This is a genomic window from Bradyrhizobium sp. USDA 4341, assembly GCF_054063755.1.
The window spans coordinates 7,325,243-7,342,319 of sequence record NZ_JBSSGO010000002.1; the positions used below are offsets into that span (position 1 = coordinate 7,325,243).

The 17,077-nt window shown below is 58.2% G+C and carries 11 protein-coding genes; 6 read left to right on the top strand and 5 right to left on the bottom strand.

Features of this window, described 5'->3' with window-relative positions:
- Positions 1–102 precede the first annotated feature (102 nt).
- Genes ACVIGB_RS40675 through ACVIGB_RS40685 form a run of 3 tightly spaced genes read right to left on the bottom strand, consistent with a single transcriptional unit; the run spans position 103 to position 2,924 of the window.
- Positions 103–738 carry a CpaD family pilus assembly lipoprotein gene (locus ACVIGB_RS40675; RefSeq protein ID WP_456718425.1) on the bottom strand — a complete coding sequence of 212 codons (636 nt, stop codon included), beginning with the start codon at positions 736–738 and terminating at the stop codon, positions 103–105.
- Between the two features lie 9 nt (positions 739–747).
- The gene (locus ACVIGB_RS40680; RefSeq protein ID WP_456718424.1) at positions 748–2,208 is read right to left on the bottom strand and encodes a type II and III secretion system protein family protein; all 1,461 of its coding nucleotides are present in this window, start codon (positions 2,206–2,208) and stop codon (positions 748–750) included.
- Positions 2,209–2,234: 26 nt separating this feature from the next.
- Positions 2,235–2,924 (bottom strand): response regulator, encoded by a 690-nt coding sequence (locus ACVIGB_RS40685; RefSeq protein WP_163152289.1) that lies wholly within the window; start codon positions 2,922–2,924, stop codon positions 2,235–2,237.
- Between the two features lie 117 nt (positions 2,925–3,041).
- Between ACVIGB_RS40685 and ACVIGB_RS40690 the strand changes: the two genes are divergently transcribed.
- Positions 3,042–3,245, top strand: a complete 204-nt coding sequence (locus ACVIGB_RS40690; protein ID WP_456718423.1) for a hypothetical protein — start codon at positions 3,042–3,044, stop codon at positions 3,243–3,245.
- Between the two features lie 1,694 nt (positions 3,246–4,939).
- On the opposite strand, the gene ACVIGB_RS40695 is transcribed toward ACVIGB_RS40690, so the two are convergent.
- Entirely contained in the window at positions 4,940–5,920 is a 981-nt protein-coding gene (locus tag ACVIGB_RS40695) for a hypothetical protein (protein WP_456718422.1), read from the bottom strand.
- Between the two features lie 667 nt (positions 5,921–6,587).
- Here ACVIGB_RS40695 and ACVIGB_RS40700 point away from each other — a divergent pair.
- Positions 6,588–7,028: a VirK family protein gene (locus tag ACVIGB_RS40700; protein ID WP_050420720.1), complete on the top strand. Its 441-nt coding sequence runs from the start codon at positions 6,588–6,590 to the stop codon at positions 7,026–7,028.
- Positions 7,029–8,739: 1,711 nt separating this feature from the next.
- Positions 8,740–9,480, top strand: a complete 741-nt coding sequence (locus ACVIGB_RS40705) for a hypothetical protein (protein WP_456718421.1) — start codon at positions 8,740–8,742, stop codon at positions 9,478–9,480.
- Positions 9,481–10,429: 949 nt separating this feature from the next.
- On the opposite strand, the gene ACVIGB_RS40710 is transcribed toward ACVIGB_RS40705, so the two are convergent.
- Positions 10,430–11,308, bottom strand: coding sequence for an SPASM domain-containing protein (locus ACVIGB_RS40710; protein ID WP_456718420.1), 879 nt, complete (start codon positions 11,306–11,308; stop codon positions 10,430–10,432).
- Between the two features lie 938 nt (positions 11,309–12,246).
- Between ACVIGB_RS40710 and ACVIGB_RS40715 the strand changes: the two genes are divergently transcribed.
- The 3 genes from ACVIGB_RS40715 (at position 12,247) to ACVIGB_RS40725 (ending at position 16,938) form a co-directional block, all read left to right on the top strand.
- Positions 12,247–13,485 carry a cytochrome P450 gene (locus ACVIGB_RS40715; protein ID WP_456718419.1) on the top strand — a complete coding sequence of 413 codons (1,239 nt, stop codon included), beginning with the start codon at positions 12,247–12,249 and terminating at the stop codon, positions 13,483–13,485.
- A 267-nt stretch (positions 13,486–13,752) separates the two neighbouring features.
- Entirely contained in the window at positions 13,753–14,106 is a 354-nt protein-coding gene (locus ACVIGB_RS40720; RefSeq protein WP_456718418.1) for a hypothetical protein, read from the top strand.
- A 606-nt stretch (positions 14,107–14,712) separates the two neighbouring features.
- The gene (locus ACVIGB_RS40725; RefSeq protein WP_456749294.1) at positions 14,713–16,938 is read left to right on the top strand and encodes a hypothetical protein; all 2,226 of its coding nucleotides are present in this window, start codon (positions 14,713–14,715) and stop codon (positions 16,936–16,938) included.
- Positions 16,939–17,077: the final 139 nt, after the last annotated feature.

Sequence of the window (17,077 nt, forward strand, 5' to 3'; positions counted from 1 at the left end):
GAGCAAAGACAGGATTCCAGGAGCCTCGTCGGCCCATCGCAAGACTGATATGGAAACCAGAGTGTCCAGCGTCGTTCGTCCTGCCCGGATGTTGCGAGCCGCTTATTGGGTTTCTGGCGCCCCCCTGTTTTTGGTTCCATCCTCCAAATTGCTGCGATTGCCCGTCGCCGCCGCGGGCCCACGAGCTGTGATGGGAAGCACTGCACGATCACCGCTGGTCGGCATGACGGCGCCATTGCCTAGCAGGTCGCCAGGATCGTTGACCATGACTGCGAGGTTATTGCGGACTGAGCAGCCAAGCGTTGGATCGAACGAATTGTCGCCTAGAGAAGGGCCGGTGACAGCGAGCGGCGGACAGACGGCAGGATGTGCTTCGTAGGTAATTGCCTCGATCCGGACCCCGAAATGTGCGGGTAGATCGACGGGAGAGGCGGACAGGCGGATATTGTAGGGGGCAAGGCCCATCGCGCGCGCCTCATGGGCAACCTGCGCTACGAGCCGCGGTGAGCCGGCGACGTCGAGTTGGAGTGCATCGCGCCGGCCGCGGCTGGCATTCGCAATGAAATCCCGCAGGCCGTACCTCTCGTTGCGACGAAGATTTTGAAGCAGCAGGACACTGGTCTTCTGCTCCACCCGAGCCGCTTGTCCAGCCGGTCCGGAAGAAATCGCAGCACTATTTGCACATCCGCCAAGGGCCGCCGCAACTGCGATCAAAAGCCATAGGTGTCGCAAGGTCATTGGCAGTCCTCATTCAATGATAAAGCCGGCACCGACGGTTGCACCCGATCTGGCCGTGCCGGGCGCCGCCTCACGGCCCTTCGATGAACCAGCCAGCGTATTCGTCAGGGTGCGCCCTGCGTCCGAAGGCGGCCCGATGCGATCAGTTGGAGCGCTCATCTTGCCCGGGCCAGATCCCGGTCGGACGATGTAGGGAGTGACAATGATGACCAGTTCGGTCTCCTGCTTCTGAAATGAAGAGGAGCGAAACAGCACACCAAGGATCGGAACATCGCCTAACCAAGGAAAAGTGTCGATGTCGGTACTGAAATTGCGCCTGATGAGCCCCCCAATGGCGAAGCTTTGACCGCTGGCAAGCTCGACGACAGTACTGGCACGACGCGTGGAGAGGCCGGGCACCTTTATTCCGTTGACGTTGACCTCGCTTTCTTTCGACAGTTCGCTGACTTCAGGCTTCACATGGATATTGATCTGATTATTGCTGAGGACGGTTGGGACGAACTCTAGGCTGATTCCGAATTGTCGGAATTGGACCGAGACTTGCCGGTTGTCCTGCATCACCGGAATCGGAAATTCGCCACCTGCCAGAAAACTTGCGGATTCCCCGGACATGGCGGTCAGGTTCGGTTCAGCCAGGATCGAGGCGAGGTGCTCGCTGGCGAGTGCGTCGAGAATAGCGCTCAGGTTGGTATTGCCAGCGCTGTACCCGATGCCGATCGTGCCGCCGCCGCGGGCCGGCCCGGAACCGCCACTTTTTCCGGTGTTAAGGAAAACGCCGTTCGGACCGGAAGCCGTGAAGTTGATATTGAGGTCCTTGACGGCACTGCGGGAGACTTCTGCCACCCGCACACTCAGATTCACCTGCAGCGAACCTGCCACCTGAATCTTGTTGACGACCAGCGCACCCGGACCGAGAAACTGCTCGGTCACCTTCCTGGCCGTCTCGACGATATCGGCGTTGGGAGCCGTACCGCCAAGGATTGCGCCGCGTGGGGTATAGCTGACCTGGATCGGATAATCGCCGATCTCGGCCTTCAGCGTGGCACGCAGGTCCTCGATCGGCTGGGTGACAACGACGCGCAGCTCGGCGAGAGCCTCGCCGTTTTCGTTCAAGGCGAACAGGCTGGTTCGTCCGGATTTTTTACCAAATACGAATATCGTGCTGCTCGATGGCGCCTGATAGTCCGCGATCGCCGGGTCGGCAACAAAAATGCTCGCTGCCGGCGCGTTCAGATGAACCGTCTTGCCCTGTGAGGAAGTGAGGTTGAGCGTGCCGGTGGTGCTGCCAGGCGCCGCACGTGGCGGCGGCTCTCCTTTGCCGTCCCGTTTTGTCTCGGCTGCGCCGGCAAGCGGAAATAGCAGAGCAAGTCCGCACAGGACGTGCCACAAGCGGGGCAGAGCGGCAGAGCGTTGCGCGATCATGACCATCGGCGGCAGATTGGCGCCGGCAGCATTCTTGACGACCTTCAAGGGATTGTTGCTTTCAAGTTAGATTGCTAGGCAGCCGATGCCGCGCCGACGAGTTCAAGGGTGTAGCCGACCCCGCGCGCGGTCTTGATCCTGAGCGTCGCACCGGCCTGGTTCAAATGCGCGCGTAAGCGATAAATCCCGACTTCCAGCGCGTTGGTCGAGACCTCGTCGTCGAACGCATACAAGCTATCTTCCAGCGATGTGCGCGGCACGGTGCGGCCGGCGCGGTTGAGCAGATGTTCGAGAATGCACACTTCGCGCCGCGCAATTCTCAGTATCCGGCCGCCAACCGAGACTTGCCTTGCGATCGGGTCGAAATGCAGATTGCCGAATGTCACTACCGGCGCCGTCATTTGCGTCGATCGTCGCAGGATGGCTCGCATGCGGGCGATGAGTTCGTCGATAGACACGGGCTTGGGCAGGAAATCATCCGCACCTGCATTGAAAGTCGCAATTCGGCGGCTGAGATCATTGAGACTACTCATCATCATCGCCGGCATTGATCGTCCCTCGCGCCGCAACTGCTTCAGCCAATCCAGTCCGTCTCCGTCGGGCAAGACAGATTCGAGCAGGACCATGTGGTAGTTCGCGCATTCCAGCGCGGCCGACGCCTCATCCAGTGTGCGCGTCACATCAACGGCGAAGCCGCAATTCAAGAGCGCTTCCTTCACGGCGCGGCCAAAGTCCGCATGATGATCAACCAGGAGAATTCGCATTCATTGCCTCTCGTCCATCCTCGGCAGGACTTGAGCGTGTCACGGTTGACCATGTGGCTCGGTGGGCGGCCGCTTTGACGTGAATTCGAAAAGTCGGAAATGCCAGGATGGAGCATAGTGGCAGGCGATCAATGTCTGCCGGTCTATCGTCATCGGATAGGCGGCCTGCCGCGCATCGCGTCCGCCGGCGACACCGTTCAAAAGACCCTGCATGTCGGCTCCGCGATTTCCAACAAGGTTGAAAGCCTTGGCAGCGCGCTGATGCATCTGTGGGCCGAGGCCGCCGCCTGCCGGAGCGATTGCGCCAAACCGCGCGAGTGAAACGAAATCGCAGGCGAGAGCGGCTGAATTGGCCGAACAGACTAGCGAAGTTGACATTTGGAAACTCCCCCAATTCGTCTTAATCCGCGGTCGGTCCTGCTAGGCTGTTGAGCCTGTAGTGTCGTCAAGCCACGACAATGCAAGGTTTTTCGCGTTTTAAGACAGTTCACGCGCTGTGCATCTGGCCGATGTGCTGGAAGAAGCCGAGATGCACGACGAAAGATCAATACGCCTGTCGGCTGGATAGGCATCCTCTCGTTGGCCGGTGATTGCCGCGCAAGGTGCCAACCGTCCAGAAGTGCGGTCGCGCCGAAGTCCTCCCATGCCGCCGCGGAGCGAATGCCGCGAACGAAGGAGGAATCCAGTCCGGCGTTGCGAGCGCGCATCGCCTGAGGTGGTTACGCAGGCTCCGTGTCGTCACACGGGGTAAACCACGAAACAATGATCTGATCTCGAACTCGGCGTGTGACCGGCATGGACAAAATTGCGACTGCTCGCGCTCTTCTCGCCCGCTGGATCCTGGCCTGGCTACGCGTGGGGCGCGTCGTCCTCCACTGTGCGCACAGGCGATGCACGATGAACGCTCTGAAGAGAAGCCATCGAGTAGTGTAACGGGGCGGAGCGGCCGTGCATTGAGTTTTTGAGACGTTCGCAATTCTTGCTACCTGTCAGGAAGAGTTCACGCGAGCGGGCTCTGTCGCGAGACTGTCGGAAATCCTACAATCTGACGCTACGTGAGATTCAAGTGCCTTTGACGACTGCTTGTAGCGGTACCATCAGGCTCGAAAGCATTGTGAGATAACGGCGACACAGTGTGGACCAGACCATCGACCTGCGTATGGCGGTCTTGCGCTATCCAGGTCGTGAGCATTCCGCCGTCCGATCAAGCTCAGCGCCAGAGCCATGGATGTGCACGAAGAGCCAGTCGTTCGTGCCAGGCTTTGGGCAAAGCCATGGCATCACAATCGGACGATCGATGGATCCGCCTCATGCGTGGCAATATTGCGGGAAGACCGGGGCAGGTATGCGTTCACGTGACGGGCATGGGCTAACAGCCGAGATGCGGACGAGCGATCGCGCGAGCCAATTTGATCATCAAGGAACTGAGGAGAGAATCGATTGCCAGACGTCATTTTGAATGCTGCCTCCATAGATCGCGGTCGACTATGAGGGGCTTAGGTGTGACCAGCAAAATCGATTGTTTTGATGGAACACATCCAGGTGACGGATCGGCCATGCTGCAACAGTATCGCCTGTCGCAGACGAGTGAATAGCTGAAGCGATCGCGGCCAAAGCGTTGATCGCGCGTTCAATGTCAGGTCGAGCTAGCAAAAAGGGGCGATGCTTCGCGTTCAGAGGTTTACCTCATCGCGCCTCCGGCCACGCATGATGGCCACTAACAAATTGATGCCGTGCGATGTCGGAACGCAGCCAAGATACCAGGATGCCTCGAACGGCCAGCTCCTCCCGACCGTCGTAGTGCGACTTTCCCTCTCGGAGCCCTCAACCGCCCGTAGCGCATTGCGTAGGGGGCTGCCCCGTTCGATCGGCGAGTTGATCAGACATCGGTCGCGCCACGCCCTATGCTCAAACTGTTACGCGTGAGGTGTGCCGTGCTCCAGGTCTACCTTGAGGTGGTTGTCTTGGTGCATGAACCCGAATGAACCTGCTAAATGGCGCGGTCGACAGAGTATCTATTCATTACTCCCGCGCTTGTAGGGATTTGCTTCGCTGGCGGTCCGATAGTTCTCCAAATTGCCGCCCAGGAACAGGCGCTCGGTCTCTCGGGTTGGAGTTCTGCCGAGTGAGCACATCAAATCGACATCCCCGTCGATGTGGTCCGGATCTTCGGCATTCATTCCAAGCCCGATGCTGCTCAGCACGTCGTCGGGCGTCCAGATCGCGGACTTCGGTACCGTGTAGGTGTGCAGCGCATCCGCATTGTTGGCGATCGCTCTCGCCCAAGGATCGCGCGAAACGGCGAGTTTTTCCGGATCCTCGACCAACGATACGAAGGCAGATGCGGTTGTTTGGCCGCGCATATGCCAGCCAGCTTGGCGCGCCCGGTCCATAGGATAGCGCTCCAGCGGGTATCCAACGGAAGAATGATCCCGAGCCGTGTTACGGACATGCGATATTGCGCTCGTGTTTTCTTCCGTGCGCGGCTTGCAATCGCTGTTCTGATTCTGAAAGCGCCGCAGTGTGACATATGACGACCCCGCCACGTCGTCGAATACGCGGTCCCGATCGACGGGGGCTGCGGTTACCGGTGACCAACGTGCCGATTGCTGCTCAGCAAGGTTGATCTCGTTCCGGAGCGCTTCAAGAGTGGCACCCGTCAGTGTTGCGGCAAGTTGAGCGCGGGCGCTGACAAATGATGTGGCTGGATAGCAACCGGCTTCCGGGACCGCCTGGTTCGACGCAGACGACGACGTGCCAGTTGTGGAGCTTGCCACTGACGAGACTGAATCCGACCTTGGCAAAGCCGAATCCTGGTCATCTAGGTCCAGGTCCTCCAACTGCTGCTCAAAACTTGCTTGATCCTCGGAACTGTGTGCCGGTGCGCTGGTCTGGGCGCTAAGCTCGTCTGATTGCCCGTCGACCTGGCTCGGCTGCTGCAGCACGTCGTGAACCTCGAATGGAGTGTCGGCGGCATTCCGGGGATCAACATTCATTTCAGTCTCCATTCGAGTGCCGGCGATTGGCGCAGATTATTGCAGGCGCAGCTTTCGAGAAGCTGACGGATCAGGCAGGAAGCCATTTGCCTTGGCCTTTGAGGTGAGCCGGATGGATTTGGTCAGTGAGGCGATCGTCAGCCAGAAGGAAGACGCGCAAAGCCAGGGATCACAAGTCGGCGCTGTCTTGTGCTCTCTGTCGTTGCTGTTTCGAATGAGCCGAGATCGGGTCCCTTGACTGAGCTCGTTCGGACCGCCGCGCCAGGTTCGCTCCACCACCACCTCTTTGCGGGTACGCCCTCTGGGGCAGCAGTCCTTGCCCGGCTATCGCATGGACAAGCTGGCGGATGCGAGGAGCCGCCGTGTTCTTCTCAAGTTCTCTCGGCCGTCGGACCTGCAATGGACGAGCGCGACCGGTTGCCGTTTTGTGGTTTCCAAGCGGCCGACGCTCGATCAAATCGTTCTAGTCGATTTCGCACGGGGGCGAGCCGCTTTAGCAAACCTGACCTACGAGGTTGTGACGTCGGAATAGCCGTTACAACCACTTGCGCCTAGTTGCGGCAAATTGTCTTTGTCGCAGGCACGCTTGATGTCTTAAATCCGCCAATCGGCTTACACGACGTCTTGCAGCGTGCGATCTGTGGTACTTATCGAGGGAGAAGAGCATATGAAGTGTACTGGCAAAGGACTGGCGATCGTATTGTCCTTGCTTTCGACCGTAGGCGTGAGCACGATGGCGAGAGCCGATGAGCCCTCGCCGAAATACACCGAGGTGCTCCATGCCCTGCAGACCGGCAAGAATGTGAAGCTCGTACTGGACATGAGCCGCTGTACAGCCGCGGAGGGTGGCAAAGCTGCGTCGGCAACTCAGGCTGGTCTGGTCATCAATGCCTTCAGGGTGACCCCCCAGAACGGGATTAGCTTCGCCAATGCCCACCAAACGGTGGACAGCTCCGGACATGCCGTGACCGAGTACATCCGCCATAGCCTCAGCCGCGAAGGCAGGCTCACGGTGCGGGCTTCGAAGCTCGTCGTCGGGACCACCGAACTCGTGAACCAGGGCGAATTCATCTGCGAACTGCCGGATGGCGCTAAGTTCATCTGGTAAACGAAGAGACAGTGCAGGGGACGCGTTTCGAAACCTTGATCCTTTAACCGCGCAAACACCTTCGCAGGTCATGACGCATGGTTTCGATCGTGAGAGACGGCCAGATTGTTTCTGGCCGTCTTTTCCTGAAGCGCATCGAGTGCACGAACTTACTGTCTTTAGGTACCGTATGACGGCCATCGATCCTCATTGAACCTCAGTTATCGGAAGATCGGCGGTTCCGGCTATCCTCATATTGTTCGGAGACAGGCCTGCCATTTGAACATTCCAGACGGGTCTTTCCAAAGTACGTCCGCACCTGATCTGCGATCCTGTGAGGATTCAGCCCGATCAAGCTGCTGGCCTGCGATGATGACGCTTACTCCTCGGCCGCCCGACAATGCGCTCGTATCATGCATCCCACGTCTTTTTGGTCCTTTCATCTGAGAGTTTCGTGCTTCCAAATGTGGTCACAGTGATTGAACCATCCCGCTTAAGATCGTGCCGCGACTGCCGCGGTGGGTTTGCACGCCGCTTAAGCTGCCGCTTGGACGCAATTCTTGATTTTTCAGTTTTCCTTTCGGGGCAACGATTCAGCGCAGACTTCCACGCTGAACCGTCATGCCCAGCCCGCTGAGACCGGGGCGCACGCAGGGACGACGCTGCCGAGGGGATCACTCAGCCTGCACAAGCGCAGCGCGGAAGGCTGGGGAGACGGCCGCGGCGAGCGCAACGGTCCTCCTGGGCGCCGGGGGCGGAGCCCCTCGCGAGGAGGCTAATCGAAGGCCGGATGGGAGGCTCGGCGCGCGTCGAGCCAAGTCGGCGAAGCCGACGCGCCAACTCGATAGATTACTTATTCGACTAAGGCAAACACAACACGGCGCCGATCGACCTCGTCAAGAGTTGAGAGCCAGTCATCCCCTTTTTGGCGATGGAAGAAAGTAAAGAAATGATTCTCCTCGGACAGGAACGATCTGTTTGTTAGAGTCGATCTCCGCACGCGATACGCTCATTAAGTTGTCCAAAATTCGACGAATGAAAATTATCCTAATTGGGTATCAGTGCATCTCTCTCGTATGCACGTGCCGGCGACGTTAAAATGCCGTCGTTGTCGGAGGATTCTGAAGACGCTTGAGATAGAAAGCACAATCACCAATGGCCAGACTGCTATTGAGATGATTGGAACGCAGGTTGTGTGTCTAAGAGTGCCGCAACCAGCTTGGAGCAGGAATTGTTTACGAACCGGACGGACTAAACTAACCATGAGGGAGCCCAGCGCTGTTGGAGGGGGGCCGATTTAAAGCGCCAATAGCGAAAGCAGAAGGCTTTTTGATCCACCAGCGACGTCGCTCGCGTGGTTGCGGAGACGGCAGCATCAAGATGAGCCCGCTGCGGACAAGCTCTACTGCTAGGATCGAGACCTTAGTATGTCGGGAAGCAGACAAACCCAACTCAAACGTCATCCAAACTGTCGACGATTGCTTGGCACGAAGAATGCACACCCCTAGCCATGCCTAGGGCTTTCCGGGCATGGCTACCATCGCAAGTTGCGGCCGTGGCTGGCCACTGAAGTTAGCGGCGCTAACATAAGGCAGACAGCGTCTGCTCGGCCGATACCGGCGGGCGTCTTGTCACGTCGCCGCTAACTTTCAACGGCGTGAATAGCGGGCTTGTAGTACGGTTAGAGCAGAATGAACGGGACGCGCTGGAGAGGCGCGAAAGACCTCGGAAAATGAACGCAGAGAACAACTTCGCGGCCCGGCTCCTTGAGGCCGGACGCCTAGCAGCAATCGCGCGTACACGTGGCCTGAAGGCGGATGTTTCATACTACGTCGACGAGGCGCTCAAGGAGCTTTGGCGGACCAGATCACCGGAAGAAGCAAAAGCGATCGCAGAGCGTTGGGTCTTATGGGACGCAAAGGGGAAGCCTTGGCCGCGCATGCCCTCACTGGAAAACGTCGTCCCGTTAAAACGGACCGGCGCGGCCGAGATGCCGAGGACGCCCTTGCAAGCAATCCGCGAATGGTTCGAAAAACAAGATGAGGACGTACGATTTGAAATCGCTGGCATGGCGGCGCTTTTGATTTTCGAAGGTGGCAATCTTCTCGACTTCAGCAACAAGGAATGGTGCGACCATTTGCGCCGATGGCTCAGTGAGACGGGATTACCAAACCATAAGGTCATCGGCCGTGCTCTGACGTTTCGCACCTGTTTCGAGTATTTCTCGGAGAGCAGGTTCACCGAAGCGGCGTGGATGCGATCCAAAGAGGCAGCCGTGAAAATCCTTGCAGACGCTGGCCTCGACCCAACCTCCGAAGCTGCGAGTCTCGCACCTATTGCCCAAAAAGTGCTGGAGAGCTTGCCCGCGCGAAAATGCCGCTGGATCGAAGTAGGCAAGTCCTGGAGCAAACTCGTCGATACCAGACTGGCACCCCAGGTCCTCAGGGGTTGGAACGCCTTGCATATGGAATAAGATCAAAGGCAGCGCTTGAATGTGTGCTCGGCGCGGCGCCCTAATACAGTAAGCTGACGGAGTCGTCATCCGTCTCGAAAAACTGAGCCAACACCTGCGGGACAAACGACAGAATACAAACCAGACCGCCCACAGCGAAGAGAGGAAGCGCCGCGCAAATGCGACATTGTAACTGAGTGGCAAGCTGGCCTGGCTCGTTAGCAGGTTGATCGTGCCGATGATCCAAAGCGAGGAGAACGTAAGAGGGGCGGCATTCTTGGTTTCGGCGAACTTGACGAAATCGATGGTTCGGACAAGTTGCGTGGAGAGCGTCTTCTCGAAGGCTTCTCTTCTTCATCGTATCCTTCATGATGAGAACGGCAGCCGGCCAATACTGTTTGAGCTATGAGCGTCCTATTGAGCGGAAAATCAGCGCACAATGTCGCAGTTGATTCTGCGGCAGCTCTCACGATGTGCAGGTGAGGACCTCCCGGGGAACGAGTCTGTCGGATACCCACATCGCATGGTTTGTGGGAGGGCACCAGCGCCGCCGTGGGCGGGTTTTCCCGGCAAGATCGGCAAGTCGATGTCGTTGTAATCGATCGTGGATGGAATATTCTGCAGCTACTCACCTCGCTGAATTGCAAGCGCAACGTTGGTCTCGTCATGGCGGGCATGTGGGTCAGGCCCGTTACGCTGTCTTGTACGTTCGAACTCCCATTGGAGAGTGGCTCGTTGAATTACCGAAGACGGCTTTTGGATCGATCGAGAGGCACGAGATCAACTGCGAAGCCAAATCGTCCGTCATCTTGCGGGAAAAGCATCTACCACCTCCAGTCGCACCAGTTGAACATAGGCGGTCCTTGGAGCTCTCCTAAGGGCTGGTCCCCGGTCGTGCATTTCGCCGAAGCGCGCCGCCTTCTGGCGCTAGTCCAGCTGGTGCAGCGCGCTTCCATCGGTATGGCCATTCTCACAGCGCGCGGGCAGGGCTCCTACATTCCGGCTCCGGTTTGGCAAATTCACACGTCCTGCAAAGCAGAAAGCCATCCGTACCGTTCATGCGGTCGGCGATTTCGCTAAATATCCGGCCTTCGAACAGATCTTCGTACTCGTCGCGCAAAAGATTCCCAAGGACATGACGCCGCTCAAAATCCATGCAGCACAAAGTAACATCGCCGTTTGGAAGAAGGACATTCCGATGCTGCTGTTTCCCATTGCATGTCAGAGTGCCGGCGATCGGCTGCCGGGAGGTGATCATTCTCGGATCTATACGTCCTCGCCTGCTACTCAGCGGCCGCAAGCGTTGTAGCGTTTTGGCGGGGATTACGTCGGCTAGATCAGGATGGATTTTACCCAGGACCACCAATTGAATTGAGGGAATGTTTGCCTCAATCAGTCGGCGCATGACATTGATGTAGTTTTTTCCGACGAGGCGGCTGTTCATATAGGTGCCGTCGTCGGGTACGTGAACGACGAAAGTCTTGAACCGGAGCACTTGCAAGCGCCGAACGTCAGTTCCGTTCATTCCAACAAGAGTCGTGAAGATCCGGACGTCGTGGCCGCGTGCGTAAGCATGCTCAACCATCGTGCTGCAATGCGGATGCAACCAGGGCTCCGAATATCCGGCAAAACTAATGCCGGTAGCTGTCGGTACGCGTGAGAGACATTGCTTGAAATCCTGAACACCCAGATGCTTGGCTTGGGATACGAGCCTTTGGCGATCTGCAAACTTGTCCTGGGAGCAATAAGAACATCTGACGATGCAGCCGGTGGTCGTGGTTATCTCCAATACCTTGCTACCAGGATCAGCCGCGCGCAGATTCTGCAACGTCGTCGGGTATGCCGTCATTCTCTTTGATCCTTTCAGGTGGAACTGCTGGAAGGAGAGCAAGGGGCGGTCGGCAATGCGCCGGGTTCGACAACGCGCTTGCTGAACGTGGCACCGATCTCTCGGGGGCGAATACCGCTTTCTACGTGCTGACTGCGCATAGTACCGTTCGCTGTCACTGACATCCTCGTCTAGCTTTCGCGTGAGCCGGGTGCCAGGCCTGGCCTCCTCGTCGCAATGGTCTGCGCAGAGCTTGCCGAGCAGCGGTGATGCTGATCAGAAGCTGACCGGGCGAAAGGGCTATTTGGAGTTCTGCCTATGACGGTGCCAGGGCCCGGACCATCCTTTTTACTTGTCGCGCAAGCCATCGTCCTTGCGAATGGTTCCGCGGCCATGAACTGGGTGGATAGCGATTGAGCATCGTAGCCTCGGAGACGATCGTTCTCGAGAGCTCCTGTCTCGTTCAGTTGCTGGGCTGCCAGCCAGGATGTTGGATCAAGCAGGCGTTTGTCGGGTCGAACAGAACATTTGCGTACTCTCGGTGGTGCTGCGGCGAAGTAGTGTCATGGAGGATGAGCAGCGCTAATGATTGTCGCCGCACGCGCTGCGGCCCAAAAATAGCTTCAATGCGGCCGTGAGGAGCCAAAGAGGTTCGCATTTGAGATCTTCAAGACCTGGAAAGCTGTGGTGGCATGTCAGCTATTTGATTTCGAGCAACGATATAGCCGATCATCAGGCGATGACAGCGTTGCCGTGATGGTTCTAAGGTCCACTGGATTGGATCGACTTGGAAAGTCAATGCGATCTGTCCTGCCAGAAATGGTAGGAGAGGCCGGCTCGCGCTTTGAGATACTCTGTTGGAGCGAGGACATGCTCGCAACCAACACATCAGGGCGGTCGTGGAGAGCGACTATGCGGACCCGTATGCTCTCGAATGAACAAAATCTGCGGAGACCATCATGAAAGCGAGATCGGCACGTAGAGCCGATGAGGCGTCGAGTATCCCGCTGAGCAAGCTGGATGTTAGCGAAGCCAAGCGCTTTCAGGATGATAGCATATGGGGGTACTTCGAGCGGCTGCGAAGGGAGGATCCCGTTCACTACTGCCAAGACAGCTGCTATGGCCCCTATTGGTCCGTCACGAAGTACCGCGATATTGTCGCGGTGGATACAAACCATAAGGCATTCTCGTCAGAACAGGGTGTCACGATCGTCGATGTGCCTGACGAGCACCGGACCCCGAGCTTCATTAAGATGGGTCCTCCAAAACACGCCGGGCAGCGCAATACCGTAAGTCCGATAGTTGCACCGGATAACCTGGCGAAGTTTGAAAGTCTGATCCGCTCGCGGGTCAGGGTGATTCTGGACGGGTTGCCGCGCAATGATCCGTTCAATTGGGTGAATATGGTCTCGATCGAGCTGACGACGCAGATGCTTGCCACGCTCTTCGACTTTCCCTTCGAAGACCGACGGCTCCTGACCTATTGGTCAGATGTAGCTGTTGCACCTCCGAGAGCCGGCCATGCCATCGACAGCTGGGAAAAGCGAAGGACAATCCTGTCCGGATGTCTTGAGTATTTCACGCAACTTTGGAACGAGCGCATTAATGCCGAGCCGCGCCTGGACCTGATTTCTTTGATGGCACATTCGCCCGACACGCGCCATATGAAGCCAGATGAGTTTCTCGGCAATCTGATCCTGCTGATCGTCGGAGGCAATGACACCACCCGCAACTCGATGACCGGCGGCGTCTTATTCATGAATCAGTACCCCGGCGAGCTACGAAAACTGCGCGATAACCCTGCGCTCGTGTCGAGCGCCGTGTCGGAGATTATTCGATACCAGACACCGATCGCCCATATGCGCCGCACCGCGGCGGCAGATTGCATTCTGGGTGGCAAGCAGATCGGCAAGGGCGACAAGGTCGTTATGTGGTATATCTCGGGCAACCGGGATGAAGAGGTCATCGAGAATGGCGACAGCTTTGTGATCGACCGCAAGAATGTGCGGCAGCATCTATCGTTCGGATTTGGTATCCATCGGTGCGTTGGTCGGCATCTTGCACAACTGCAGTTGAATATCCTCTGGGACGAAATATTGCGTGCAGGGCTAGACGTAAGCGTTGTCGGCGAACCCGAGCGAATCGCATCTAATTTCGTGCACGGCTATTCCTCACTCCCAGTGCGGATTGCAGCCTAGTCCCTGATCGCGTCGGCGGCAGGCGGCACGCGGTGCGGTTGGGCTCGTCTTGAACCGCATTCGTTGACGCCACTAGCGAAAGCGGCTTGATCGGCGCCAAACAATCGCTGCATGTCGCGAGCCGGTCGACAATCAGGCAGGCGTTGACGAGCCCGCGTAAGGAGCGACAGGTGAGCCGGCCCGGCGCCGTGCAGGCGCCGGACAAGCGAAAAAGCAACGCCAACGGTGCCCTCCAATTCCCCATATCCGGGCCGCCATGGACAGCCGATGAGCTTGATATTGAAGATTGTAGCGGTGGCAGCGATTTTCCTTGGAGAAGCGATTTCGATCATCGCCGAGTTGATTGCCTCAAGGCGGTTTGGAAAGGCCGGCGGGGATGTGACAATGCTCCTGCCGATGTTTCTCCTGATATCTTTCGGTGGTATCCTTCTCGTTTTCGGATACGCGCTGGGCTACATGCATCTAAAGAATATCTGGATCATTGTCGCAATATCGGTGGGAGCTATTCTGGTGGTGGAGCCGATACTCACTCTTCTCCTCTTTAGAAACGTTCCGACGACCGGTTCGCTGATCGGGTTGATGCTCGGTGCGCTTGGTACGCTCGCTGCCGTATGTCTATGAGGCTGATCTGACTGAGCCTGGATGGGTACCAGCTTCGCCGAGATGTAGTTGCAAAAGACCTGCGCATCGTCGGTTCTGCTCGCTTCGGCCGGGGCTAATGTTGTTGCTGATCGGCTTTCTACGCTTCATCAGGGGCGGTGCGTGGCCGCTGGCTTCGTAAACTCTTCTCGAAGTCTCCTTGCCGGATAGTGAGACGCGTGCGGGCCGGCCCTAGGTCTTGATCAATCTTCGCTGGCCAATTTCTGCCCGACCACAGCGTTGCCTGGTGCTCTCCAGCATTTGGATGGCTTCGTCCAGTTCGTGTGAACACACCACTGGTCAGGGGCAGGATGATCACGGATCGCCTCGCGGCCGGTACTGTCGCATTCGGCAAAGCAGATCACGACCGGAACAGGTCAGTCCGCGGTCATGTGCTTCAGCTGACTATCCGGCAACTCACGCGGTCATCCCCGCACTTCAGCAACACTGGAGCTGCGACGGGAAATGAAACCACAGGCGACATGCGCTTTTTTGCGCATCCCTGGAGAACGCTCTTGGTCAGCTACTCGTCAGCCAAGCGGTCTATCCAGACAGGCTGCACATCGTTGACTTAATCGGAGATAAAGCATGACGGGCATTGGCCGATCCGGGAAATCGCACGTTGGGGCAGCAGCTGACAGCACCGGGGAACTCGGCGTCGTCCCTGGGGAACGCAGTCAATCCTTCGACGCCGTCGTGGAGCGGATGCGCTCCGGGCCTGAGGAGCGGGCCGTGCCGCTCGCGAGCCAGCCACCAGATTCAGATGTGGTGGCGCCAACGCGGCACGAGATCAAAGCAGCAGGGCAAAGATTGGAGAGTCTCCTTGAGGAGCTTGAAACTTGTCGTCGAGCGGCCATGCGCGCCCGGGACTTGCCCGAGGCGCAAGAGCTGATCGACCAAGTCGTCAGGGCAGGCTCAGCAGCTCTGGAGTACTACGCCGATCTGCCCCCAAATTTGGCGCGTCGCATTCTGCCCGACGATCGGGCCCGCCTTCTCCGCGATGACGTGCTTGACGCAGCCACCCAGTGTAACACCGTGGCCAGGCAGATTGTTGACCAACTGGAGAAGAAGAGAAAAGAAGCGTTGAGATGCCTCGAGAGGTTGAAAGGCACCGCAACGCCCCACCAGCTGAGCCGCTCGGTTGCAAGCGTGGCGGAACATTATGCGGCCCACATGGAGTGGTGGGGAAAGAAGACACTGCGCTTGGAGCGGATGCAATCCGTCTGCGCAGCTACTGCGGACTTGCCAAGCGCTACGCCCGCGATGCGCAAGGCTGAAGAGGCCGCACTAAGGCTACATACCGGCCATGCGCTCAATACGAAGTGCATGTATCTGCAAACCCGGATAGCTCTCGCGGAGCTCTTGATTGACTCGCAAGCGAGCACGTTGGAACCAGACGCGCACGAAACCCTCATGGACGAGAACGGGCGGGTGCGTCTGCTCGGGACCTTCATCGAAGATGTTTTTCCAGCATTCGTCTCGACCGGCCATGCCGTTCTGAACAGCAACGGGGCACCGCTCGACGCCGAGCATCGCACCGTTCTGGAAGGTGTCATGGAGCGGCTTTCGGAATTCGCTTCAGGGGTGAGTTCCATGGTTGCCACGCTGAGGGAAGCCGGATCAGGAGCTGACCTTCCGTTGCAGTTGCTGGACCAGATCGTGGAAAGTGCGTGGCTTACGGCGAACGAAGTCATGCGGTTGCTGGCAGTGCAGCCAAAGTTGGCAGCCACAATTGAACCGCCGGCTTGGGCTGCGCCGCCGGAAAATACCGCCATGGTGGGCGAAAGCAGCAGAGCGCGCAGAAAGGGCAAAGGAAGGCGCGCAGCGGCCGCAGGCGAGGGGAGTTCGACGGCGCGCCCGCCCGAGCCGCAACTCGCCAGGCCCGATGCGGCCACGGCCCCGACCGGCAAGGTTATCGTGCTCTCGGACCTAGGTACAAAAAAACTCGCGACCGCGGAGGAGGCACGCGCGAGCGCGTCACCCTCTGCTACCGAGCACCTCCAGATGTGGCAGGCTCCGCCCTCCAGGAAAGCGCTGGCGGGATTACTCGAGCGACTGGACGAGCTGGTGCAATTCGATCTGCCGGCTCAGCAAAGGGCCATCTCGCAAGCGCGCCAGATGAAGCCCGAGGACGCCGACCACGTCTTGGATCTCGTCAGCAAGCGCTTGCAGACGCAGGCTGCCGAGATTGAGGCCTGTGTAGTCGCGCTGGAGGAGCCTCGCCGCCGGGGCCTGCTCACGCCGGTGCAAGTGCCCGAAGTGCACGAAAAAATATTTCGGCTCAAGGCGATGCGGTCCGAGGTGCAGGGCCAGGCAAACTCATTGAACGTGCGAAAGGCGGCAATCACGAGCGATTGCATGAAGACCTATGCGTTTCCGTCGCAAAGGTACCTTGAACAATTGCGGGCGACCGGGGAATTGGCGCCAGTCGATCCACCGCGCGCCTTGCAGGGAGAGCCAGGGAGGCTGTTCGAGGTCAAGCTGCAGCCCAAGGCGCTGAGCAGTGGTGCGAGGCCAAGCCCGATGTGGGTTCACATCCATACCAAGCGGCCGGTACATGCCTGGCAATTGCCAATGCTGGGGGACCGTGACTTCGCCGCTTGCCACGTGAAGTCCGATGAACAGCGCGGCTATAATCGGCACTGGCAGAACGCTCGAGCCGCCGAGGGGCACAACAACGTCGTGATCCACCGCGGCAAGCTCACACCTGCGTTTTGCAAGTCATTGTTGAGCACCGCAGCTGGCGGCCAGGCGTTGTACCACCTTTCCGATGCTGGGCACGTGTCAGCGCAGATGGGGCGACTGGGAATCTAGTGAGCTTCTTGTCTTGCGGCAGCATGCCGTTCGATGGCAGCTTTCATGCCTCCAGGTCGGCTCGGCGGATTACCTGAGCCGCACCGGGCTCTTCAGGTTCCACCTCCCCAACGGATGGAGCTCGGAGGAGAGAACACGC

Bases quoted from the DNA above. Each gene is read 5' to 3' on its own strand.
- ACVIGB_RS40675 (WP_456718425.1), bottom strand. From the start codon at position 738: ATGACCTTGCGACACCTATGGCTTTTGATCGCAGTTGCGGCGGCCCTT.
- ACVIGB_RS40685 (WP_163152289.1), bottom strand. From the start codon at position 2,924: ATGCGAATTCTCCTGGTTGATCATCATGCGGACTTTGGCCGCGCCGTG.
- ACVIGB_RS40695 (WP_456718422.1), bottom strand. From the start codon at position 5,920: ATGAATGTTGATCCCCGGAATGCCGCCGACACTCCATTCGAGGTTCAC.
- ACVIGB_RS40700 (WP_050420720.1), top strand. From the start codon at position 6,588: ATGAAGTGTACTGGCAAAGGACTGGCGATCGTATTGTCCTTGCTTTCG.
- ACVIGB_RS40705 (WP_456718421.1), top strand. From the start codon at position 8,740: ATGAACGCAGAGAACAACTTCGCGGCCCGGCTCCTTGAGGCCGGACGC.
- ACVIGB_RS40710 (WP_456718420.1), bottom strand. From the start codon at position 11,308: ATGACGGCATACCCGACGACGTTGCAGAATCTGCGCGCGGCTGATCCT.
- ACVIGB_RS40715 (WP_456718419.1), top strand. From the start codon at position 12,247: ATGAAAGCGAGATCGGCACGTAGAGCCGATGAGGCGTCGAGTATCCCG.
- ACVIGB_RS40720 (WP_456718418.1), top strand. From the start codon at position 13,753: ATGAGCTTGATATTGAAGATTGTAGCGGTGGCAGCGATTTTCCTTGGA.
- ACVIGB_RS40725 (WP_456749294.1), top strand. From the start codon at position 14,713: ATGACGGGCATTGGCCGATCCGGGAAATCGCACGTTGGGGCAGCAGCT.